21 protein-coding genes are annotated in these 21,756 nt (G+C 36.5%); 10 read left to right on the top strand and 11 right to left on the bottom strand.

Going from position 1 to position 21,756, the window contains the following annotated elements; genetic code table 11:
* The 3 genes from porW to BUC16_RS02850 all read right to left on the bottom strand — a co-directional run bounded on the left by porW (nucleotide 1) and on the right by BUC16_RS02850 (nucleotide 5,068).
* On the bottom strand, nucleotides 1-2,781 hold the full coding sequence (porW, locus tag BUC16_RS02860) for a type IX secretion system periplasmic lipoprotein PorW/SprE (protein ID WP_244534325.1): 2,781 nt from the start codon (nucleotides 2,779-2,781) through the stop codon (nucleotides 1-3).
* Between the two features lie 86 nt (nucleotides 2,782-2,867).
* Complete coding sequence (locus BUC16_RS02855; RefSeq protein WP_073367788.1) at nucleotides 2,868-3,563, bottom strand: ABC transporter ATP-binding protein; 696 nt, start codon at nucleotides 3,561-3,563, stop codon at nucleotides 2,868-2,870.
* Between the two features lie 35 nt (nucleotides 3,564-3,598).
* A complete protein-coding gene (locus BUC16_RS02850) occupies nucleotides 3,599-5,068 on the bottom strand; it encodes a DUF5687 family protein (protein WP_073367786.1) in 1,470 nt (489 codons plus the stop codon).
* A gap of 124 nt (nucleotides 5,069-5,192) precedes the next feature.
* On the opposite strand from BUC16_RS02850, the gene BUC16_RS02845 reads away from it, so the two are divergent.
* The 3 genes from BUC16_RS02845 (at nucleotide 5,193) to BUC16_RS02830 (ending at nucleotide 7,697) form a co-directional block, all read left to right on the top strand.
* Nucleotides 5,193-6,245 carry a ferredoxin--NADP reductase gene (locus tag BUC16_RS02845; protein WP_073367785.1) on the top strand — a complete coding sequence of 351 codons (1,053 nt, stop codon included), beginning with the start codon at nucleotides 5,193-5,195 and terminating at the stop codon, nucleotides 6,243-6,245.
* Nucleotides 6,246-6,422: 177 nt separating this feature from the next.
* Nucleotides 6,423-7,187 (top strand): hypothetical protein, encoded by a 765-nt coding sequence (locus tag BUC16_RS02840; protein WP_073367783.1) that lies wholly within the window; start codon nucleotides 6,423-6,425, stop codon nucleotides 7,185-7,187.
* Nucleotides 7,188-7,388: 201 nt separating this feature from the next.
* Entirely contained in the window at nucleotides 7,389-7,697 is a 309-nt protein-coding gene (locus BUC16_RS02830; protein WP_073367780.1) for a hypothetical protein, read from the top strand.
* A 152-nt stretch (nucleotides 7,698-7,849) separates the two neighbouring features.
* On the opposite strand, the gene BUC16_RS02825 is transcribed toward BUC16_RS02830, so the two are convergent.
* The 3 genes from BUC16_RS02825 to BUC16_RS02815 form a co-directional block, all read right to left on the bottom strand.
* Nucleotides 7,850-8,203, bottom strand: coding sequence for a hypothetical protein (locus BUC16_RS02825; RefSeq protein WP_073367778.1), 354 nt, complete (start codon nucleotides 8,201-8,203; stop codon nucleotides 7,850-7,852).
* Nucleotides 8,204-8,312: 109 nt separating this feature from the next.
* Nucleotides 8,313-9,320 (bottom strand): glycosyltransferase family 9 protein, encoded by a 1,008-nt coding sequence (locus BUC16_RS02820; protein WP_084546075.1) that lies wholly within the window; start codon nucleotides 9,318-9,320, stop codon nucleotides 8,313-8,315.
* Nucleotides 9,321-9,445: 125 nt separating this feature from the next.
* A complete protein-coding gene (locus tag BUC16_RS02815; RefSeq protein ID WP_073367775.1) occupies nucleotides 9,446-10,051 on the bottom strand; it encodes a DUF4254 domain-containing protein in 606 nt (201 codons plus the stop codon).
* Nucleotides 10,052-10,150: 99 nt separating this feature from the next.
* Here BUC16_RS02815 and upp point away from each other — a divergent pair, with 99 nt between their 5' ends.
* Nucleotides 10,151-10,804: a uracil phosphoribosyltransferase gene (upp, locus tag BUC16_RS02810; RefSeq protein WP_073367774.1), complete on the top strand. Its 654-nt coding sequence runs from the start codon at nucleotides 10,151-10,153 to the stop codon at nucleotides 10,802-10,804.
* Here the strand turns inward: upp and BUC16_RS02805 are convergent.
* Nucleotides 10,799-11,728 carry a DUF6427 family protein gene (locus tag BUC16_RS02805; RefSeq protein ID WP_073367772.1) on the bottom strand — a complete coding sequence of 310 codons (930 nt, stop codon included), beginning with the start codon at nucleotides 11,726-11,728 and terminating at the stop codon, nucleotides 10,799-10,801. The two genes, upp and BUC16_RS02805, sit on opposite strands and share 6 nt — an antisense overlap.
* A gap of 48 nt (nucleotides 11,729-11,776) precedes the next feature.
* Here BUC16_RS02805 and BUC16_RS02800 point away from each other — a divergent pair, with 48 nt between their 5' ends.
* Nucleotides 11,777-12,007, top strand: coding sequence for a DUF6341 family protein (locus tag BUC16_RS02800; RefSeq protein WP_073367771.1), 231 nt, complete (start codon nucleotides 11,777-11,779; stop codon nucleotides 12,005-12,007).
* A gap of 34 nt (nucleotides 12,008-12,041) precedes the next feature.
* Here the strand turns inward: BUC16_RS02800 and purD are convergent, their stop codons facing one another.
* On the bottom strand, nucleotides 12,042-13,316 hold the full coding sequence (gene purD, locus BUC16_RS02795; RefSeq protein WP_073367769.1) for a phosphoribosylamine--glycine ligase: 1,275 nt from the start codon (nucleotides 13,314-13,316) through the stop codon (nucleotides 12,042-12,044).
* A 91-nt stretch (nucleotides 13,317-13,407) separates the two neighbouring features.
* Here purD and BUC16_RS02790 point away from each other — a divergent pair, with 91 nt between their 5' ends.
* The 5 genes from BUC16_RS02790 to BUC16_RS02770 all read left to right on the top strand — a co-directional run bounded on the left by BUC16_RS02790 (nucleotide 13,408) and on the right by BUC16_RS02770 (nucleotide 17,696).
* Nucleotides 13,408-13,689, top strand: a complete 282-nt coding sequence (locus BUC16_RS02790; protein ID WP_073367768.1) for a type II toxin-antitoxin system RelE/ParE family toxin — start codon at nucleotides 13,408-13,410, stop codon at nucleotides 13,687-13,689.
* A gap of 10 nt (nucleotides 13,690-13,699) precedes the next feature.
* Nucleotides 13,700-14,002: a HigA family addiction module antitoxin gene (locus BUC16_RS02785; RefSeq protein ID WP_073368671.1), complete on the top strand. Its 303-nt coding sequence runs from the start codon at nucleotides 13,700-13,702 to the stop codon at nucleotides 14,000-14,002.
* Complete coding sequence (locus BUC16_RS02780; protein ID WP_073367766.1) at nucleotides 14,003-15,316, top strand: phenylacetate--CoA ligase family protein; 1,314 nt, start codon at nucleotides 14,003-14,005, stop codon at nucleotides 15,314-15,316.
* A gap of 110 nt (nucleotides 15,317-15,426) precedes the next feature.
* On the top strand, nucleotides 15,427-16,512 hold the full coding sequence (wecB, locus tag BUC16_RS02775) for a non-hydrolyzing UDP-N-acetylglucosamine 2-epimerase (RefSeq protein ID WP_073367765.1): 1,086 nt from the start codon (nucleotides 15,427-15,429) through the stop codon (nucleotides 16,510-16,512).
* Nucleotides 16,512-17,696, top strand: a complete 1,185-nt coding sequence (locus tag BUC16_RS02770; protein WP_073367763.1) for a glycosyltransferase family 4 protein — start codon at nucleotides 16,512-16,514, stop codon at nucleotides 17,694-17,696. The genes wecB and BUC16_RS02770 overlap by 1 nt, the downstream gene beginning before the upstream one ends.
* On the opposite strand, the gene BUC16_RS02765 is transcribed toward BUC16_RS02770, so the two are convergent.
* Genes BUC16_RS02765 through BUC16_RS02755 form a run of 3 tightly spaced genes read right to left on the bottom strand, consistent with a single transcriptional unit; the run spans nucleotide 17,693 to nucleotide 21,732 of the window.
* Entirely contained in the window at nucleotides 17,693-19,045 is a 1,353-nt protein-coding gene (locus BUC16_RS02765) for an exopolysaccharide biosynthesis polyprenyl glycosylphosphotransferase (protein WP_073367762.1), read from the bottom strand. The genes BUC16_RS02770 and BUC16_RS02765 overlap by 4 nt on opposite strands.
* Entirely contained in the window at nucleotides 19,045-20,028 is a 984-nt protein-coding gene (locus tag BUC16_RS02760; RefSeq protein WP_073367760.1) for a UDP-glucuronic acid decarboxylase family protein, read from the bottom strand. The genes BUC16_RS02765 and BUC16_RS02760 overlap by 1 nt, the downstream gene beginning before the upstream one ends.
* A gap of 27 nt (nucleotides 20,029-20,055) precedes the next feature.
* Nucleotides 20,056-21,732 (bottom strand): DUF6909 family protein, encoded by a 1,677-nt coding sequence (locus tag BUC16_RS02755; RefSeq protein ID WP_073367759.1) that lies wholly within the window; start codon nucleotides 21,730-21,732, stop codon nucleotides 20,056-20,058.
* Nucleotides 21,733-21,756 lie beyond the last annotated feature (24 nt).

Raw genomic sequence — 21,756 nt, 5'->3', positions numbered from 1 at the left:
TTACTGCTTTGGAGGTGAGTTGGTTTGTCCAGCTGGAGGTGGCATTCCCGGAGGCATCATTTGTTTGGTAGCTCCTGGTGCCGTGGGTTGTTTCACGTCTGGTGATTGGGGAACAACAGGCGGTTGAGCAGGAACAACTGGATCAACTTTTGGCTGTGCCAAATATTTGTCGAGATTTTTCTTGATTTGAACCACTTTGTAATTGTCGTTCGAAATCACGACAGCCGGTTCCGCCACTTTATACAATTTATTCTCCTTCATTATCCCGGCAATATTATTGGCGTACCTCTCCGAATTTATACCGCTGATGACCAAAAAGTTTTCTTTTTCGGTATAAATGTCAAACGAATAAGTCAATTTTTGCACGTTTTCGCTGGATATGAATTTCTTGATTTTATCTTGCAGGACTTTGGTATTCTTGTCTTCAAACTTACCCACTTTAAAAAGAACTTTCCAGTTTTTGGTGTCGACAGGACTAAAATTCATTTTTTCCAATGTCGGAATTTGATCGGTCAAAATTTCACGCGCATTCTTGCCTTCTTCGCTGGTTGGATAATTGTCCGCCACATATTGCAGGCCGTTTTTATAAGCTTCCAATCCTTGGAGTTTCCCCAGAATATTGGCTTTAAGCAATTCAAATTTTGAAACAATTTCATCTCCCGAATATTGAAGAATCAAGCCGTCTAATTTTGCCAATACTTCGGCGAAATGCTCTTCTTGATATAATTTATACCATTTGTCGTAAACATCTTCAGGAGTTTCATTTGACGAAACCGAATCAGGATGTGCATTGTTGATGATTTGTGCATAACGAGAATTTGGATACTGGCTCGAAATACGGGCTTTCATCTCTTCTGCCTTGGCGTTATCCGTGATTTGATATATTTTGTACAAATTGTACATCGTCGGAAGCACCAATTTTTCTTCGGGATTGTATGTCAACAATTGCTCCAGTTTTTTGCTGGCCAATCCATATTCCTTGAATTTTTCTTTATAAATTATGCCCAATTGATAATAGGCAAAATTGCGTTTTTTGGCAATGTCGTCTATTTCCGCTTGTGTTTTTGGAAGCTGGTCCAAATAAAACGCAGTCGTGTATTGTTCCACTTCTTTTGCGTCTTCTTTTTTCGCCGTGGCCGTTGTGTCGCTTACGGCAGCTGCATCTGTTTTAATGGTTGACAATCTCCAATTGCCGCCCAATGCCCTGTTTCCAAACTTTTTCTTGAACTCAATTTTTCCAAAAGCTACCGTGGTAGGATTGTAAAAATAGAAAGTGTTGGCCGCAGTATTTCCGGAAGCGCCCGGCATTGAAGGAGGGGCAACCGAAGATTTTTTTGCCGGCATACCCGACTTTGATTGAGCTGGATCGTCAACACTGTTGATGTTGTTTCTGTCAATGTTGGCAAGGGTTTCTTTCTCTTTTTCTTCTTGTATTTTTTTGTCTTCATCAGACTTTTTCAATTTGTCGATATGCTTTTCAAAATACAAAATCCTGTCCGTTTCCGATAGGGCAACAATGTTTAAAATACTGTCTTTTTCTTTGGCTATGGATTCATATTCAATGACTTCGTCCAAATCTTTCCTGACTTTTTTGATGTGGATGTATTCCCTGGTTTTAACGTCAAGTTTGACCAAGGTACTGTCATAATATTTTGCCGCGGTTGAATATTCGGTGTTTTTAAAATGCATGTTCCCCAAATTTCTATAATTCGACGCCACCAAATAAACATCTGGAGAATTGGCATCCAGCGAAGCATTGTAAAATTCTTTGGCTAATTCTTGATCGTTTTGTTTGTCATAAAACACGCCCATTTCATAATAAATGACATCCAGAAACGGTCTGTTTTCCCTGTCGTCAACCAACTTGTTATAGGTTTTTACAAAAGAGTCCTTGTCCCCGTTTTGATAATCAAATAATTGTGCTTTTTTGGCATAAGCCTGGATAATGATTTCTCTTTCCGCTTTCCTGTTCATGTCTATCACGGATTGATAGCAATAAATGGCGCTGTCCCTTACTCCCAATTCTTGATACAATTGGCCAAGAATAAATCGGTATCGAGCTCGTTCTGAATTTACTTTGGTAAAACGCTCGGCCACTTTTAGTTTGGCAATGGCGCTGTCTTTTTCTTCCAAGTTTAAAAAGGATGCTGCCAAAAGTGCATTGGCATCAGCGATAACTTGCTTCTTGAACTTTTTCCCGTTTTTCTTTTTATCTTCTTTCTCTTTTTCCTCCAGAAGTTTGCTGATGTTGTTGATAACCTGCGCGTCGTTTCCTAAACGCATATTGGCTTTTTCTCTCCAAATTTTGGCTTGATAAATTTTGTCGCTGGTGGGATATTTGTATAAAATATAATTGAAAGCGTCCAAAGCGGGGATAAATCGTTGGTCGTAATACCTTGATTTTCCCAACAGTAAATAAGCTTCGTCAATTTGATAATTTTTTTCTTGACCGCCAATGTTCATCGAATGTTTCTGGATGGCTTTGGTGGCTTTGGCTTCGGCTAGTTCAAAATTGGCGTTTTTGGTTTTTTCGGCGGCGGCATTGTCATCTATGATTTGCATTTTTTCGATGGGCAACCGCTTCCAAAAATTGTCTTTGGAACCCGTTTTTATCTCTTTGATTCCCTTGTCCAACCCTATCTGACCATTATACAAAATATTGTCTCTTGTACTTAATGCGTGGGAATTTCTGGCTAAAAAAGTGTCTTTCTTGGTAGAACAGGCGACCAAAAATAGTATAAATGCTGTAAAGAAAGAGAGTTTAAATATCTTGGTTTTCAATGGGAAACGGTTTATCATTTAACTTTTAAATGTACACTTTAGTATAATGACTGGTAAAAATACGTTTCTTTTTGAAATATCGAAATTTAAACGGCAAAAAACGTTTCCAATTCCTGCAAGGTCTCATTTGATGTTTGGATGTCTTTTACCACTTCGCCTTTGTTCAAGGCAACAATTCTATCGCAAACTTCTACCGTGTGAAGCAAATCGTGACTGGAAACCAAAATGGTAACATCGGGATTTTCGGCCAGTTCCTTGATTATTTTTTTCAGTCTGTTTACTGTTGTTGGATCCAGATTGGCAAACGGCTCATCGAGAATCACGACTTCCGGATTACCGATTAGCGTGGCGATGATACCCACTTTCTTTTGGTTTCCTTTGGATAAATCGCGGAGATATTTTTTGTTTTTCAGGATTTCTCCGTTAAAAAATTCTTCGTGTTTGGTCAGCAAAGCATCAATATCTGCTTTGTTTTGGCCGCGCAAATCGCCAATGAAATAGAAATATTCTTCGGGCGTGAGATAACCAATCAAGAAACTTTCATCCAGAAAAGAAGCCGTGAAGGGTTTCCAGTTTTCGCTGGTATTTACCTGGACATCGTTGTTGTTGATGTGGCCTGTTGATGGCTGGATTAAATCCAATATCAAACTAAAGAACGTGGTTTTTCCTGCCCCGTTGTTGCCCACAAGTCCAAAACTTTGTCCTTTTGGAATTTCTAGATTGTCTATTTTTAATACGGTGGTTCCGTTGTATGATTTCGAAAGGTTGTTTACTTGTATCATCTTGATTTACGATATTTAGCTATTTGATTTTCAAATTACGATTTTTGTTTGTACGATGCTATGGTGGCGTATTTTTCTGTTTTGTATATTTTTTCAATCAAGGAAAAAGCCTTGTCTTTAAAGGCAAATCCCAGTATTCCTGCCGAAGCCACTAATGCCAGTCCAACATTGGCATTGGCCAAAGAAGAACCGCCCCAATAGAGCAAAACGGGTAAAGCCATTTGCGGAATCGATACCAACATCGTTTTTACGTTGAACGCTTTTTTGTCGCCAAAAGCTCCTTTTCCGGAATCTAAATTTATAGGTGTTTTTGTGTATGCGCCGCCAAGCAAAACCAAATGGGAATTCACCCCAATGTTGTAAATCGCGCCCACAACGATGGTCATGTAAATTTGCCATCCAAAATAAAGATAGAACGAAGCCAGAATTGTGCTCACTATGGTCGCAATTACCATCAACCACCATTTGGAACTCAAATAGCCTTTGTAGGGAATATTTTGCGTCATCATTAATTGGTAATAAGCACTGTCCCAACTCGGCACAAATTGCCCGAAAGTGATTAGAAATCCTCCCGAAACAAAAATTCCGGCAAAAATATGCATCACGGGATTGTTGTAGGCTTCGATTCCGTTGGTAAAAAAAAGCAATCCGTAAAAAAGGAACATCACGCTCATACCCACCGTGGTTTTTGATCTTTTGTTTCTTTTGATCAATTTTATGTCGTTTTTCAAGAATGTCCCAATGGTGCCAAATTGGTTCAACCAAGTCAAATCTTCTGTTTTGGCAATGTCGTGTTTGCTGGAAAGTCCCGCATCGAGGTACAAATTGCTTTTGAAATAATAGAACGTAACATAATACAAGCCTATCAACAAGAGTACAGGAATGGCAAATGCCCAATAGGTGTTGAAAAGAGCGTCAAAAAAAGGAGCCGTGTAATCCGTGATGTTAAAAAAACCATAGAATTGCAATCCACCAAAAACAGCCGTGATTCCAAGGAAAACAGCAAATAAATTGTCCTTGTTGCCCAATATGATGTTGACAAAATTGTTGAAGTAAATCAATGAAACCATTGCCGTATGCCAAAGCAGGACGGACAACACGTCGTATCCTTCGTAAATCATAACAATGCTGAAAGGAAGAAAGAAAAAAGCGTGAACAAAATTGAAGAAGGACAAGACCGTTTTTCCCAATGAAAAATGAACGATTGTCTGTTTTTTTATGGGGAAAATCAAAAGCGGACGAATGTTCATCACCGGAATTTTCTGCAACAAGAGTCGAATGATCAAATCAAGCAGAAAATAATAAATCAAGTATTTATTGACGGTAACGATGGGGTCTAGATGCAATTTCTTGAGGATGTAAAATGTCCCTATTCCCAATATCAAAAAAACTAAAGTGAAATAGAGTGCTATAAAACCCACCAGTATTTTTATGGCCAAATTTGCTCCAAAAGAAGCCGACCTAGTAAAAGCTTTCCATTCGAGATAAAGGAATTTTTTTATCATAATTTTACCATTTGATTTTGTATTAGTGGTTAAATGTAAGTAAATGTTACAAAAAAAACTAAACTTCTAAACTCTTAAACTTCCATATTTTTTTTGGTTTACTATCTTTGCAAAAAATATTCCAATGCCTTTATTCAAAAAACTCATCATTAAAGAAGTAAAACGCGAGACTGGAGCTTCGGTTTCCATACTTTTTAATGTTCCCGAAGAATTCAAACCTCATTATACTTTTATTGCTGGTCAATATGTCAATTTGAAATTAACGTTGGACGGCAAAGAAATTCGTCGTGCCTATTCCATTTGTTCCTCGCCAGAAAGCGGAGAATTGAGAATAGCGGTGAAAGCCGTAAAAAACGGTGCTTTTTCCCAATTTGCCAATACCAAACTAAAAGCGGGAGACATTCTTGAAGTAGGAAAACCGGAAGGAAAATTCACTTTCGAACCTGAAAGCCACCAACAAAAAAATTACACGGCTTTTGTGGCTGGAAGCGGAATTACGCCTGCCATATCCATACTGAAATCGGTTTTGAAAAGCGAACCGCAAAGTTCTTTCGTATTGGTTTACGGGAACAAATCGCCGGAAGAAACCATTTTCCACCAGGAATTACACGATTTACACCTGAAATATACCGGAAGATTATTTGTGCATTATGTGTACAGTCAAGCCAAGGCCGATGGCGAACTTTTCGGTCGAATCGATAAATCTGTCGTGAATTTTGTCTTGAACAACAAACACAAGGAATTGGAATTCGACAAGTTCTATTTGTGCGGGCCGGAAGATATGATCAACACCGTTTCCAAGGTTTTGATGGAACACAACATCAGGGATTCCGCCATCAAGTTTGAATTGTTCTCCAGTTCTTCTGTCGAAAATCTGGAAGCCAGTTCTCACGAAGGCCACACCAAAATCAGTATTACGGTAGACGACGACGAAACGACTTTCGAGATGTCGCAAAAGCAAACCATTCTCGAAGCAGCCCTAAAACAAGGCATTGACGCTCCTTATTCCTGCCAAGGCGGAATTTGCAGCAGCTGTCTCGCCCGAGTAAAATCAGGAACTGCCGAAATGAAGAAAAACTCCATCCTGACCGATAAAGAAATAGAAGAAGGCTTGATTCTCACTTGCCAAGCCCATCCAACTTCCGCAGAAATTGTGGTTGATTTTGATGATGTTTAAAATATAATTTAAATGATAAACGAAAACTTCTCTGAAAAGGGAAGTTTTTTTGTTTTAGAAAGTTTGGTTTTAATATAAAAGTCCATTTGATGATTTGTAAGAAAAAATCATTATATTTGATTAATAATAAAATCTGATTTTTTCAGACCTATATACAAGTTAGCTAAAATTAAAACTATGAAATTAAAATGTTTAATTATTGCATCGACTATTTGTTTAATTACAAGTTGTTCTTCAACCAAAAAAATTACTTCTAAATATGAAACAATAAATCTTTCGGAATTGGAAAACAAAAAAATTACTTCTAAATACGAAACAATGAATCTTTCGGAATTGGAAAACAAAAAAATTACTTCTAAATACGAAACAATGAATCTTTCGGAATTGGAAAATGAGAAAGATAGTATTGATAAACAATTAAGTTATTTAAAGTTAGAGTTTTATCTTCAAAACATAAAAAAAGGAAAAAGTAGATATTCTTTGGCTACACAAGAAGATAAAAATCTTTTATGGATTATGCATGAATCTCCTAACTATAAAAACCTAAGAAAAATATGGCAGGAAGCTGTTGATGAATATATTGCCTTTGAAGACGAATATTCTCCCGAAATAAAGAAACATCGAAGTTTAAATTATAAAAACAAAGAGAAATCTTTAAGCAGCAGAAATGAATATAATAAAATATATTTACCACTAAAAGAAGAGTTAATGCATAGAGAATATGAAAAATACATATATTATGAAAAAAACTTCTCTGACAAACTTGGAGACATGTGGTATGATGGTGGATCATACTTATTAAACTTTCACAAATCTAAAAACTTGGAGGTTCCGACAGACTGGTTAAACGATAAAGATTTATTTGGAATTGAAAATTTCTCCAACTACAATGAATTGATGAAGCATTTAAAATATATTAATACAGCAATCTCAACAAAATAACTTTAGCTAACACAGTATATAAGCTATGGCTTGGTCAGTCCTCACTTGGATAATCCTGCGGATTTCCCAAAGCCAGTTTTTATTTGGAGAGGTTCGTGCTAAATCACGACACAGCTCATATACAAAAACGTTAAAAATTCAAAAAAGTGGTTTATGGCAACTCGCCATTACTGGATTAATAAAACCTCAAAGTCAGCTAAAATGAAATCCACCCGAGAAATATTCAAAACCAACCCTTCCCTACTTGACGAACCCGAAGTGGCGCAACTTTTGGACTATTGCGAGCAATTGCAGGATGAAATCGTGGAGTTCAAATTCCAGAAAACAAACAATAAGGAATTGGCGATGCTCGACATGCTCAAGGAAGTCATCAAGGGCTGCAACGCCATCGAAAAAGAACAAATGGAACACGAACGTTTTGGTTTTGAAGCTCCCGCATACCAAGAAACCATTTCGCACCTAAAAAGCTATATTTTGAAGCGTTGCCAAGATGAAAAAATCTATTTGTGAATGAATTTTTCGAATAAACTACCTCGCACATAGCCACAAAGGTATTACCGAAATAATAGCCACAGATTCACAGATTTTCAAAAATCTTTTTTAATCTGTGAATCTGTGGCAAAAAAATAGAAGCAGAGCTTCGAGGAATTAAACCTAAAGAATCAAATCTCTTTGCTCATTCGCTCCAGCGACATTTTGTAAATCAGCGCAAAAGTACCGTCTTTCATAAACTCGCTGAGTTGTGGCTTGAATTCATCCGCCATTTCAGTAATCGCAATCATCTTTTTATTGTTTTCTTGATTTTCTGGATCCGTTTTCTGCACTTTGATTACTTCAATGAATTCATCCATCCATTTTTCGTGTAGCAGAATAAATTCCTTTTGTTCAGGATTCAACTTTTTGATTTCCGTTTCATCCAAATGGGCACCAAAACTTGCCTGACTGATCAACGTAGTTCCGGCAGTCAAGCCGAGGAATTTAAAAAAATTTCTTCTAGAGGATTTTGAATCTAGCATAGGAATTGTTTATTAAAATTAAACCTAAGATAAAGATAGCGGTTTTCTTTGATAAATTACATTTTCTTAAAAATAAATTGGATTCAATACCGCTATTTTTTTTACGAATCTAAATTGAAGAATTGATTTTTTCGACTACGTTTTCCACTGAAATAGAACGCATTGCATCTTCATAACCTTCCACTATTTTATTCCCGTAAACCGAAGTAGGTAGTTTCGGGAACAAATTTCTATCGGAAACCAAGGCATTTTCCAAGGGTTGATTGAAAGGTGAAAAACCGGTAAAAGGATGCGTTGCTCCCCAAAGCGTGATGACTTTTACGCCCAACATTGCCGCAATATGGGCATTCCCGGAATCCATGGAAAGCATTACATCGAGATTCGAAATGAGTTGCAATTCCTGTTGAAACTTGAGTTGCCCCGCAACAACTATGACGTTTTCTTTGCCTTTTAAAAGTGAATTTAACAATTCAATTTCTTTTTTTCCGCCGCCAAAAAGCAAAATTTTATGGGTTTTGTTTTCAGCTAATTTATTGATTACTTCCTGCATCAAATCCAAAGGATACACCTTGGAATCGTATTGGGCAAAAGGCGCAATCCCGATTAATTTTTGGTTATTTCCTCCAATTAAAAGGCTGATTTCCTTGCCTAAAACTGTCTTTACAGGAAATGTCGGATTCGATAAATCTACTGCAAAACCCAGTTCTTGAAACACTTTTACGTGTCTTTCGAACATTGTGGTCAAGGGTTTGAATATTTTGTTTTCTGCTCGTGTCAAGGCTGCTTTTTCTTCCCTTCCTTTATCTACCGAAGCTGTTTTTTTTCCGCTCAAGGCGAAAAGTGTTCGAACCACTTTGGAACGCAAAACGTTGTGTAAATCGGCAAAAGCGTCAATGTGCAAAACTTTCAAATCTTGGAACAATCGCAACAATCCAGGAAAACCTTTATGGCGTTGTTTTTCGTCGAAAGCAAAGAAAGAAACATTGGAAATTCCCTCAAAAAAAGGTTTGAAAAACGGTCGGGAAACCACCGTGATTTTCACTTCGGGATTTTGCTGGACAATAGCCCTTAAAACAGGAACCGTCATGGCGACATCTCCCATTGCGGAAAGTCTCATGACGGCTATATGTTGGATTTTTTTGTGCAAAAAAAGTGGTAAATTTGTCATTTCGACGAAGGAGAAATTGCATTAGTTGCTCTCGTTATGTGATTTCTCCTTCGTCGAAATGACAGAATAAATATTTATTTTTTATTCTGGTACAAAACAGGATTCAAATCATCATCGTTGTACATTTTCATTTGTTTGTACACTTTCATGAACTTGTCACCGTTTTCGATGTCGGTCAACAAATCTTCAATTGCGGTTGACAAATCAGTTCTTTGTTCCAATAAAATATTCAATTTGGCTTGACATTTGTCTCTGTGGTCTTGCGAAGCTTCAGCACGAGTGGCTTCTTCTTGCATGTGATAAATTTTCAAGGCCAAAATAGACAATCTGTCGAATGCCCAAGCAGGACTTTCAGAGTTAATTTTGGCATCGTCTTTTACCTTCACATGACTGTATTTTTGAAGAAAATAGCCGTCAATATATTCCACCATGTCAGTGCGTTCTTGATTCGAAGCATCAATTCTTCTTTTCAAGGTCAATGCTGCAACTGGATCGATATTGGGATCACGAATGATATCTTCAAAATGCCATTGCACGGTGTCAATCCAATTTTTTAGATATAATAAATGTTCGATTTTTTCCTTCGGAAAAGGATTGTTTATCGGTTGGTCCACATTATCAAATTGATGATAATCCTGGATACTTTGTTCGAAAACGGAATACGCTAATTTTGAAAACATCTCTCTATATTTTAAAACGCAAAGATACTTTTTTATACATTTATAGTTTGAAAAAACTTTCAAAGTTTAATCATCAAAATTTTAATTCAACATCAAGCCATGCAAATTCATTATTTATCCGAAAACAACAGTGTCCTGAATCACTTTTTGGGTCAAATCAGGAACGTGAATGTTCAGAAAGACAGCATGCGTTTTCGAAGAAACATTGAACGAATTGGCGAAATAATGGCTTATGAATTAAGCAAAAATCTACATTATGCAACCATCGAAATCCAAACGCCTCTTGGCATCAAGAAAACCACCGAAATAGCAGACCAATTGGTTTTATGCTCCATTTTAAGAGCTGGGCTGACGATGCATTTGGGCTTTTTGAATTATTTTGACAGTGCCGAAAACGGTTTTATTTCGGCTTACAGACACCATCCCAACAACGATGATTATTTTGATATTTTGGTGGAATACCAGGCTATTGCCGACATCGAAAACAAAAACTTGTTGTTGCTTGATCCGATGCTGGCCACGGGACAGTCGATTGTTGCCGTCTTCAATAAATTGATGGAAAAAGGAACTCCAAAAGAAATTCACGTTGCCGTAATTATTGCCGCCCCAGAAGGCATTGCCTATCTTGAGGAACATTTGCCTGATTCCTGCCATCTTTGGGTAGCGGCTTTGGACGAAAAGCTAAACGATAAAAAATATATTGTTCCAGGATTGGGTGACGCCGGTGATTTGGCTTACGGAAACAAACTATAATTGGGAGAAAAACGTAAACAAACTACAAAGAATAAGTACGCCCAAGACTATTTCCTGTTTCAATTGCAATTGTTTCATTTCGATGTGACTGGTTGCCATCATTGTCAATGGCGCAAAGGTAAATAACAACAAATCATTGCTTTTGTTTGCAGAAACAACAAAAATCACGATTCCAATAAAAAAAGATGTGATGATTTTCTTGAAAGAGGAATGCAGCAACAAAGGTTTGCTGGAAAGCGAGGCAAACATCGATATCAAGAAAAACAACGCTATGGTCAAATAGATGGAAAAGGCTCCATTTTGATAATTATTGGTAAAATAATCCAATTTGAAATTAGTGGTTACGTGTGCTTTTGCAAATTCAATAATACCAATATTAAAAGTTATCAGAAAAATCAAAGTGATTGTTGCCACTGAAAAAAGGGCTATAAAAGGCAAAACCCAGTTTCTATAATCTCTGGAAACATGAAAAATTATGGAGACAAACACCAAAACAATATAAAGAATACTCCAAAAATGAAAAAAGGCAGCCACAAAAATCCATAAAGAAGCGTCAAATATTTTTTCTTTGGAGGCTTTCAAGGATTGCAACGAAATCAATCTTCGAAGTGCCAACAAGATAAAGAAATTGGATAAAATTAAGTTTGCATTATCCAATGAAGATGGAAAAAAAAGCAGAAACAAAAAATAGAAAAATATCGTGTAACTACTGTCTTTGCTCAATCCGTTTCTCTTGGCAACAAAATTTGTTATAAAAACAGAACCTAACAACACAACAAACAATCCCACTTTTTTAAAAATGGAAACAACGGAATTTGTCCAAGCAGAATCTTGAAATTGATATATTAAAAAGAAAACCAGCATTAAAATTACGACCAAAATTAAATTTAATGGCGTAGATTTTTTAAAAACACTTGTTATCATAAGGATATTTTATACTTTTGCGACTGTAAATATAATACTTGTACAAAGATGAAAGCATTTTTTGAAGGAATTCAATGGTTATTTGAAACAATTTTTTTCGCTCTACACGATTTTCTAAGAAATTTAGAACTTACTCATTGGTTTGCCGCTAATATTCTTAACTGGATTTTTATGGCTATCTGTTCTGTTGCCATCGTATATTGGTGTCTAGAGTTAAAAAAGTACGAAGAAAAAGGAGAGGAAAACCAAGATACTACCGCCCACTCTTTCTTGAAATAATACTTTAAGAAATTGTAACGAAAGATATTGGGAACTATTTTAAATCGTTCCCAATATCTTTTCTAAAATACATCTTGTCAAAATTTAGCTTGTCTATGTTTTGGTAAGATTTTTTTATGGCCTCTTCGAAATTGTCTCCATAGGATGTCACGGTCAAAACTCTTCCTCCGTTGCTCACCACTTTGCCGTTGTCCAGTTTCGTTCCTGCGTGAAAAACAATGGAATCTTCTATGGTTTCCAATCCTGAAATTACTTTTCCTTTCTCGAAATCTTCCGGATAACCACCAGAAACAACCACAATTGTCGTGGCACTTCTTTCGTCAATTTCTAGTTCAAATTCGTCCAGTTTTTCATTGGCCACGGCCAAAAACAATTCCACCAAATCCGATTTCATTCTTGGCACCACCACTTCTGTTTCTGGATCGCCCATTCTCACGTTGTATTCAATCACGATTGGCTCGTTTTTCACGTTGATCAATCCAATAAACACAAATCCTTTGTATTCTATTCCGTCTTTTTGAAAACCTTCGATTGTTGGTTTAACGATGCGTGTTTCGATTTTTTCCATCAAAACGGCATCAACGTAAGGAACCGGAGAAACCGCTCCCATTCCACCAGTATTTAATCCTGTGTCGCCTTCGCCAATGCGTTTGTAATCTTTGGCTGTCGGCAATATTTTATAGCTTTTTCCGTCAGTTAATACGAAGCAGCTCAATTCAATTCCGTCCAAGAATTCTTCGATTACCACTTTGGAACTTGCAGCACCAAATTTTTGGCCAACCAACATATTTCTCAATTCTTCTTTGGCTTCCGCCAAATCGTGAATGATTAAAACACCTTTTCCTGCCGCCAATCCATCTGCTTTCAACACATAAGGAGGTTGCAAAGTTTCTAAGAAATCACATCCTTTTTCCACCGTTTCAGCAGTGAAACTATCGTAAGCTGCAGTAGGAATATTGTGTTTCATCAAAAATTCCTTGGCAAACTCTTTACTTCCTTCCAAAGTTGCTCCTAATTTTGACGGACCAATAACTGGAATATCTTTTAAATCATTGTCGTTTTTGAAAAAGTCGAAAATTCCTTTTACCAAAGGATCTTCCGGTCCAACTACCACCATTCCTACTTTTTCCTGAAGTACCAATGCTTTTACGGCATCAAAATCCGTTGGGCTGATGTCAACATTGTTGGCTATCGAAGCCGTTCCTGCATTTCCCGGTGCCACAAAAAGTTTGTCGCAAAGCGGACTTTGAATCATTTTCCAAGCAAAAGCGTGTTCTCTTCCTCCTGAACCTAAAAGTAAAATTGTCATTGTGTAGTTTTTAAGTTTGGCAAAAATAGTCTGTTTTAACTTGAAATAATAATTTTTTTTACTTACTTTTGACGTTAGTAACGCAAAAGGTATGATAATTTCATTTGGATCTAAAGAAACCGAAAAAATCTGGAACGGGATTGTCGTAAAAAAACCAGCGATAGAAATTCAACAAATGGGCAGAAGAAAGCTGAGAATGCTCAACAACTCCCAAGATTTGATTGATTTAAGAATTCCTCCTTCCAACCGATTAGAGAAATTAAGCGGGAATTTAAAGGATTATTACAGCATCAGAATCAACAACCAATGGCGCATTATTTTTATCTGGGAAAACGGAAATGCCAATAATGTCGAAATTGTTGATTATCATTAAACTAAAAATTATGGAAAAGCTAAAAAACATACATCCAGGCGAAATTTTACTGGAGGAATTTCTCGTTCCTCTGGAAATAACTTCTTACCGCTTGTGCAAGGACTTGAAAATTCCCCAAACCAGAATTTCAGAAATCATCAAGGGAAATCGAAGAATAACTGCCGATACCGCTTTGCGATTAAGTCAATATTTTGGAAATTCTGCCAAATTTTGGTTAGGCCTTCAAGACGATTTTGACATAGAAGAAGAAATAGAAAATAAAAGGCAAGAATTAGAATCCATCAAACGATTTAATGCCCAAAAAGTAGCCTAAATGTTTCCACTTTTCAATTTTTCGCTCCAAATAAATGGTTTTCCAATAAAGGAAGCCAAAGCCGAATTGCGAAAAATCCAGTCTATCCCCGAACAGGAATTTGAAACATTTATTGAAAACAAAAAACAAGAAATTGTTGATTATCATTTAAAAAACAATTCCTCCTATCAAAAAATCGTGGGCAAAACCACTTTCAATACTTGGAACGATTTGCCGATAATGACCAAGAAAGACTTTCAAAAACCTTTGATTGAAAGGCTTTCAACTGGATTTTCCCTGAAAAATGTTTACGTCAACAAAACATCTGGTTCCAGCGGTGATCCGTTTATTTTTGCCAAAGACAAATTTTCGCACGCCTTAACCTGGGCCAATATCATCAATCGTTTCACTTGGCACGGAATTGATTTCAATTCATCCTACCAAGCTCGTTTTTACGGAATTCCATTGGATTTTATAGGCAACCAAAAAGAACGTTTCAAGGATTTTCTGGGCAACCGTTTTAGGTTTTCGATTTTCGATTTATCGGAGAAGGTTTTAGAAGGTTTTTTAAACGAATTCAAGACTCGAAAGTTCGATTACATCAACGGATATACGAGTTCAATCGTTTTGTTTGCCAAATTTCTACAACAAAAAAATATTGTTTTAAAAACCATTTGTCCGACTTTAAAAGTCTGTGTCGTAACTTCTGAAATGCTTTTTGAGGAAGACAAAATCCTGTTGGAAAAACAATTTGGCGTTCCTGTTGTCAATGAATACGGAGCTTCGGAACTGGATTTGATTGCTTTTCAAAATCGGGATGGCGAATGGCAAGTAAATTCCGAAACGCTTTTTGTGGAAATTTTGGATGAGGACAATATGATTTTGCCTTACGGTGCAGCAGGTCGAATCGTAGTAACTTCTTTATTCAACAAGGCGCATCCGTTTATTCGATACGACATTGGCGACATTGGAATTTTGGACGAAAAAAGCACGCCAAAAAAACCTATTCTGAAGAAATTAATTGGTCGAACCAATGATGTTGCCATTTTGCCAAGCGGAAAAAAATCGCCTGGATTGACTTTTTATTATGTCACCAAAAGCATCATCGAAGACGACGGCAACGTAAAAGAATTTGTCATCAAACAAACTAAAATAGATACTTTTGACATTGAATATGTAAGCGAAACCGAGTTAAATCAAGAACAAATCCAGAAAATTGAAGCTGCAATTGCTTTATATTTGGAAAAAGACCTAGTTTTTACATTCGCTAGAAAAGAAAAACTAGAACGAAGCAAGAGCGGAAAATTGAAACAATTCGTTTCATTACTAAAATAATTGGAGGACGCAAATTGCGTCCTCCAAATTGAATCTTGATATCGCAAATTGCCACTTCAAGATGTTTAAGGTCACAATTTGTGATCTTGAAAATTAAAAAAATAACATCAATGAAAATAACCATAGTTGCAGGTGCAAGACCTAATTTCATCAAAATCGCCCCCATCATCAAAGCGATTGAAAAAAAGCAAAACGAAGGAGCGAATGTTTCCTATAGTTTGGTGCATACCGGTCAACATTATGACAAAAACCTAAGCGACACTTTTTTCGAGGAGTTAAATATTCCAAAACCCAACAGCAATCTGGAAGTAAAAAGTGGATCACAAGCGGAGCAAACAGGAGCGATTATGGTCGCTTTTGAAAAAGAATTACAGCAAAATTCTTGTGATTTAGTTTTGGTGGTTGGCGATGTTAATTCTACTATGGCCTGTGCAATTGTAGCCAAAAAACAAAACATAAAAGTTGCTCACGTCGAAGCCGGAATTCGTTCTGGAGATATGACAATGCCTGAAGAAATCAACCGAATCTTAACCGACAGCATTACCGATTATTTCTTTACTACCTCAACCACAGCATCAGAAAACTTGTTGAAATATGGTGTTGAAGCAACCCATATTCATTTTGTGGGCAACGTGATGATCGATACTTTATACCAAAATTTGAACAGAATTTTTAAACCTGTTTTTTGGAATGAATATCAATTGGAAACCGGAAATTACATTATTCTTACCCTACATCGTCCATCGAACGTAGATGAAGAACAATCCTTAATTCAACTACTCCAAGGCATTGACAAGATGGCTGAGGGCAAAAAAGTGATTTTCCCGATTCACCCGAGAACCAAAGCAATTCTAGGGGAAACGAATTTGGAACTGAAAAACATACTTTTTGTGGAACCACAAGGCTATTTGAATTTTATGTACCTCATCAAAAACAGTTTTGCCGTGATTACAGATTCTGGCGGAATTTCGGAAGAAACTACCGTTATGGGAATTCCGTGTTTTACAATGCGAAACAACACCGAAAGACCCGAAACACAAAGCATTGGAACCAATACTTTGGTAGGAACTTCAATAGAAAATTTGGAAAAACTATTTGGTGAATTCCTTAAAAATGGAAGAAAAAAAGCGGGAATTCCTGAACTTTGGGACGGAAAAGCCTCAGAAAGAATTATTGATATTTTGCTTCAAAAATAATGGAAGAAATCCTTATTATATCTAATTATTATCCGCCGGAAAAAGGCGCTGCAGCCAATAGAATAGAGCAATTGGCACTGAAATTAAATCAAAATAAGTATAAAGTTTCTGTTCTTTGCCCTTTGGGAAATTATCCAAAAGGTGAGTTATTTCCTGAGTACAAAGGCAAGTTTTCGGTAACGGAGAAACTTCAGAACATTACAGTAAAACGACTTTGGATTTATCCGAGTGTCAGCAAAAACATTTTTAAAAGAACCCTTTCGGTATTATCGTTTTCTTCTGTGTTGTTTTTCTATTTATTGTGCAAAAAAACACCTAATAAAGTTGTAGTTCAATCACCTCCATTATTGTTGTCATTTGTATCGGTTCTGGTTCTTTCGCTAATGCGAAAAAAAATAATCCTGAATGTTTCTGATTTGTGGCCTTTGGCGGCTATTGAATTAAACGCTTTGAAAAAAGGCAGTTTTTCACATAAGGTCTCTTTGTTTTTTGAACGATTTATTTATTCGAAAGCCACCCATATTTTTGGTCAATCCGACGAAATTATCACTCACATTCATTCGCTTTTTCCTGAAAAAAAATGCTATTTGTACCGTAATTTTCCAGACCATCAAACTGCAGAAATGGATTTTACGACCAATGCCAATGAACCTATCAAACTGTTTTACGCAGGATTGTTGGGTGTTGCGCAAGGCGTTTTTGAATTGTGCCAAAATATCGAATTGCAGGATGTAAACATTGAATTGCACATTTTTGGCGATGGAGCCGAGAAATCACAAATCGAAGATTTGATCCAACAAAATCCCGAGAAAAAAATCTTTTTTCACGGAATGCTGGAACGCCATATTCTGCACGAAAAACTAAAAACTTTTGACATTGCCATTGTCCCATTAAAAACAAGAATTTATGGCTCAGTCCCATCAAAAATATTCGAATATGGTGCATTAGGGTTTCCTGTACTTTATTTTGGCGGTGGCGAAGGCGAAACCATCGTAAAAGAAAACAATTTAGGCTGGATTGCCCAAGTTGGAAATTTTGAAAGCTTGAATGCTACTTTAATCGAAATCTCGAAAACAGGAAAAGAACCTATTCAAGTGATGAAGCAAAAGATTTTTAATTATGCCGAAAATCATTTTAATCTTGATTTTCAAATTAAAAACTTGATTAATAAAGGTAGTTTTTAAAATGCTTTATCATCGCCTTTTATGAAGTGGTAAATGGTTTTGAAAATAATTTCAATGTCCAATAAAATAGACCAATTTTCCATATAGAAAATATCATATTTCACCCTGTTTATGATATCATTATGCTTTTCAACTTCTCCACGATAACCTTTAGTTTGTGCCAGCCCCGTGATTCCTGGTTTAACAAAATGGCGCGCCATAAATTTATCAGCCATCAAAGCATATTTGTCATTGTGACTTACCGGGTGCGGTCTTGGTCCAACCACCGACATATCACCCAATAAGACATTGAAAAATTGTGGCAATTCATCGATGCTGGTTTTCCGGATGAATTTACCCACTCTGGTTATTTTTATGTCATTTTTTAACGCCAAATCCCTATCGTATTTGTCGTTTTTTACCATCGATCGAAATTTAAAACATTTGAATACTTTATAGTTTAAACCATTCCTTTTTTGACTAAAAAAAACTGGTCCTTTGGAATCTAATTTTATAATTATGGCTAAAATTGGTGTAAGCCAAGACAAAATTCCAATAATAATTACTATTGAAAATAAAAGGTCGAAAATGCGCTTTATGTATCTATTAATGGTGTCATCCTGTAAAATATTCCTTGAAGAAATAACAGGGATATAATCGTAATACTCGAACTTTACGTTTCCAGAAAGCAATTGTTTTTCATCTGGAATGAACTTTAAGGTTTTTAAATTTTTATCGGCAAAACTAACGACGTCTCCAACTTGCTTTTCGGTCAAATCAGCTGTAGAGCAGTATATTTCATCTAAATTATTCTTAAATACAAATGATAGACATTCGTCAAATTGTTCTCTTTTATTATCTTCAAGAGTAAACACTTTCACTAGTTTATAGCCATAATCTGGGTTTTCCGTAAAAAATTCTTTTAAGGGAGCAATGTTTTTATCATTGCCCAATAATACCACCGTCCTGAAATTTCTGTTAAACAAAATTCTATATTTTTTGAGAAAATAATAGATGAAGAGTTTGAAAAAAAGAATTAAAAATATAGCAGATACAACCAATAAAACAACTCTCTTTTGATATAGAAAATCAGAATAAAACAATTCCAGTGCCAAGCAAAACAAGGCAAATAAAGTAGCTTGCTTCAGTGTACGGTTTAGGATTGTAATTACTTTTGTATAGCGATACACTTCATAAAACCCTAGGTAAACAGCGATTGCAAACCAAGCAAAACTTATTAGAATCGAATAAACAATTTCGTTGTCATGAAACGGAAATATATAAAAAGCAAATACATTGATGATGATTAAATCAATCAAGTAAGAGAAAGGGCGAATATAGCCTGAGTATTTTTTCTCTTTTAAATTCACTAATTTATATACTTGGAAAAATCTTTGTGCTCTTCTTTCAACAATTCTTCTGTGGACAAGGATTTGAAATAGTCATAGGTAATTTTCATTCCTTCTGCTCTATTCACTTTGGCTTCCCAACCCAATAATTTTTTGGCTTTGGTGGTGTCCGGCTGACGCTGTAATGGATCGTTTATCGGCAATGGATAATACACCACTTTTTGGTTGGTCCCTGTCAATTTAATGATTTCTTCTGCAAAATCTTTAATGGTAATTTCATCAGGATTTCCAATGTTTACCGGATAAACATAATCCGAATGCAATAATCTGAAGATACCTTCGACCTGATCATCCACATAGCAAAAAGAACGCGTTTGCATTCCGTCGCCAAAAATAGTCAAGTCTTCTCCACGAAGCGCTTGCCCAATAAAAGCAGGAATAACCCGTCCGTCATTGAGTCGCATTCTTGGTCCGTAAGTATTAAAAATCCTCACGATTCTGGTTTCCACGCCGTGAAAAGTATGATACGCCATCGTGATGGATTCCTGGAATCTTTTGGCTTCATCATAAACGCCTCTTGGCCCTATGGTATTTACGTTTCCGTAATATTCCTCCGTTTGAGGATGAACCAATGGATCTCCATAAACTTCCGAAGTGGATGCAATAAGAATTCTGGCTTTTTTAACTCTCGCCAATCCCAAAAGGTTATGTGTTCCCAAAGAACCCACTTTCAGGGTCTGGATTGGAATTTTTAAATAGTCAATCGGGCTTGCAGGCGAGGCAAAATGAAGGATATAATCCAGTTTTCCGGGAACGTGGACAAACTTGGTAATATCGTGATGATAAAATTCGAAATTTTCCAATTTGAACAAATGTTCAATGTTTTTCAAATCTCCAGTGATGAGATTATCCATCCCGATAACAAAATAGCCTTCTTTGATAAAACGGTCACAAAGATGTGAACCTAAAAATCCTGCTGCACCTGTAATAAGTATTCTTTTCATATTTATGATTTGGATTATAAATCCGATTTATTTTACATTAAAAATTTGTTCCAATATCTTGATGGTAATCAAATAAGTAGGTTTCACACCTGTTGTTCCCAAACCTCCCGAAGCCAACGTGCTTCCCGTTTCCAAAGGATTATCCGAAGCATAATAAGCATACCTCACTTTCACGTCCAGCGGAATGCTTTTTCTGATTTTGGATGCCGATTGAATGGCTTTTTGATAATAAGAACCTTCCATTTCCAGTCCAATTACGCCCCAAGTCGATTCGTGGAAAAACTTCAATAAATCCTTGTTTTGCAAAGAGGTGCCCAAGACCGTAACCATTGGACCTTCATAAACTGGAATGCCGTCATTTTCGAACATTTTTGCCGACAACTCATTGTGGAAAAAATAATTGTCTGCCGTTCCTTCATTGATGTGCGCCGAAGGAATCATGATGTCTCCTTTTCCACCTTCTAGAATTCCGGCTTTTCCCATAATTGATAAAGATTCTACATTCAAAAATGTGTCTTTCTTGTAGGGTTTCAAAAGTTCATCGATAGTTTCATAAGCCTGTTCGCCAAAAGCATAATCCATTACGATCAAAACTGGTTTTTTATCTCCAGTTTTGGCCTTTGGAAACGATGATTTCTCCCAATCTATTTTGGCAGTGTCAAAAATTTGAACGTCAATATTGGTTCCCGAAGCCGCATCTGGCAGCGAAATCATTCCGTATTGTTTTGCAAATTCTTCCACTTTATTTCTAACTTCATTCGCACCCGACTTGCTCAATTCTTCATAAATGAAGAAATCAGACTTGTCTTTGAACTTGGTTTTCAAGACCGTTGTGGCAAAAATGGAGTTCATTACGCTGTGCATATTGGCACTGATGACGTGAATTGGTCGGTCTAAAAGATTGTTTGCTTTTAAAACTTCCTTGATATTGGTTGCCCAAATTTCACCATGAAGATGATGTCCCAAACGTTCTCTTAAAATGGGGCTGAAAGTGATGGTTCTTTTGTTGTCATCGAGCACTTCTTCTATGGCTAATTTTCCCAACCAATAAATTACGTGTAAAAATCGATCTGGCGATAATTCCGAACCAAATGCATCGTATATGTCCAAAACTTCTATAAACGTTCTACCCAAGATGTTTGCGGCGTGCGAAACGGCTTGTTCTCTTTCTGTTTGCGAAAGCTTTTTCTTTTGGGAAACAGCCAATTCCAGTTTTTGCCAATCTCGGGAAACTTCACCGGCATCGTCCAGTAAAATCCTGTTTTTAATCTTGTGCGACTCTATGAAAATGAAGGTCAAATGCGTCAAAATATCATAAATGTCCGAACGTCCGCGCGTGATTTCAACATTCATTTGTTCTTCGTCAATGCGATAACAATTGCGGCGTCTTTTTGGAGGAACAATAGCCTTGAAATGCGATTTGGAATAACCTTCGTCCGAAGTTAAATTGATGAATCTACATTCCTCAATTCCTGTTGGAAGACGCTCGATTACATATAAAAGTCCGTTTAATTCTACTTTTTCTTCGGCGATATTTCCATAAATTTCAGGTCGCAATGACAATAATGCTTCCCGCAAAGTTTCGCCTGAAATCCCCATTGGCTTGTAAAACCCACGGTTGAACAAATGACGCATCGTAATGTACATTTTTTCAATTGCCGCCGAAGATTCTTGTGCCCTTGATCTTGATATGTTTTTAGTCATTTGTTGATTTTTAAATAATTTAAG

This window comes from Flavobacterium fluvii (assembly GCF_900129545.1).
Classification (GTDB): Bacteria; Bacteroidota; Bacteroidia; order Flavobacteriales; family Flavobacteriaceae; genus Flavobacterium; species Flavobacterium fluvii.
The sequence above is the reverse complement of the archived record's forward strand: the minus strand, read 5'-3'. Positions and strand labels throughout refer to the sequence as shown.

What these genes read in the sequence shown, in the direction of transcription:
- BUC16_RS02855 (WP_073367788.1), bottom strand. Translation starts at nt 3,563, where the DNA reads ATGATACAAGTAAACAACCTTTCGAAATCATACAACGGAACCACCGTA.
- BUC16_RS02850 (WP_073367786.1), bottom strand. Translation starts at nt 5,068, where the DNA reads ATGATAAAAAAATTCCTTTATCTCGAATGGAAAGCTTTTACTAGGTCG.
- BUC16_RS02845 (WP_073367785.1), top strand. Translation starts at nt 5,193, where the DNA reads ATGCCTTTATTCAAAAAACTCATCATTAAAGAAGTAAAACGCGAGACT.
- BUC16_RS02840 (WP_073367783.1), top strand. Translation starts at nt 6,423, where the DNA reads ATGAAATTAAAATGTTTAATTATTGCATCGACTATTTGTTTAATTACA.
- BUC16_RS02830 (WP_073367780.1), top strand. Translation starts at nt 7,389, where the DNA reads ATGAAATCCACCCGAGAAATATTCAAAACCAACCCTTCCCTACTTGAC.
- BUC16_RS02825 (WP_073367778.1), bottom strand. Translation starts at nt 8,203, where the DNA reads ATGCTAGATTCAAAATCCTCTAGAAGAAATTTTTTTAAATTCCTCGGC.
- BUC16_RS02820 (WP_084546075.1), bottom strand. Translation starts at nt 9,320, where the DNA reads ATGAGACTTTCCGCAATGGGAGATGTCGCCATGACGGTTCCTGTTTTA.
- BUC16_RS02815 (WP_073367775.1), bottom strand. Translation starts at nt 10,051, where the DNA reads ATGTTTTCAAAATTAGCGTATTCCGTTTTCGAACAAAGTATCCAGGAT.
- upp (WP_073367774.1), top strand. Translation starts at nt 10,151, where the DNA reads ATGCAAATTCATTATTTATCCGAAAACAACAGTGTCCTGAATCACTTT.
- BUC16_RS02805 (WP_073367772.1), bottom strand. Translation starts at nt 11,728, where the DNA reads ATGATAACAAGTGTTTTTAAAAAATCTACGCCATTAAATTTAATTTTG.
- BUC16_RS02800 (WP_073367771.1), top strand. Translation starts at nt 11,777, where the DNA reads ATGAAAGCATTTTTTGAAGGAATTCAATGGTTATTTGAAACAATTTTT.
- purD (WP_073367769.1), bottom strand. Translation starts at nt 13,316, where the DNA reads ATGACAATTTTACTTTTAGGTTCAGGAGGAAGAGAACACGCTTTTGCT.
- BUC16_RS02790 (WP_073367768.1), top strand. Translation starts at nt 13,408, where the DNA reads ATGATAATTTCATTTGGATCTAAAGAAACCGAAAAAATCTGGAACGGG.
- BUC16_RS02785 (WP_073368671.1), top strand. Translation starts at nt 13,700, where the DNA reads ATGGAAAAGCTAAAAAACATACATCCAGGCGAAATTTTACTGGAGGAA.
- BUC16_RS02780 (WP_073367766.1), top strand. Translation starts at nt 14,003, where the DNA reads ATGTTTCCACTTTTCAATTTTTCGCTCCAAATAAATGGTTTTCCAATA.
- wecB (WP_073367765.1), top strand. Translation starts at nt 15,427, where the DNA reads ATGAAAATAACCATAGTTGCAGGTGCAAGACCTAATTTCATCAAAATC.
- BUC16_RS02770 (WP_073367763.1), top strand. Translation starts at nt 16,512, where the DNA reads ATGGAAGAAATCCTTATTATATCTAATTATTATCCGCCGGAAAAAGGC.
- BUC16_RS02760 (WP_073367760.1), bottom strand. Translation starts at nt 20,028, where the DNA reads ATGAAAAGAATACTTATTACAGGTGCAGCAGGATTTTTAGGTTCACAT.
- BUC16_RS02755 (WP_073367759.1), bottom strand. Translation starts at nt 21,732, where the DNA reads ATGACTAAAAACATATCAAGATCAAGGGCACAAGAATCTTCGGCGGCA.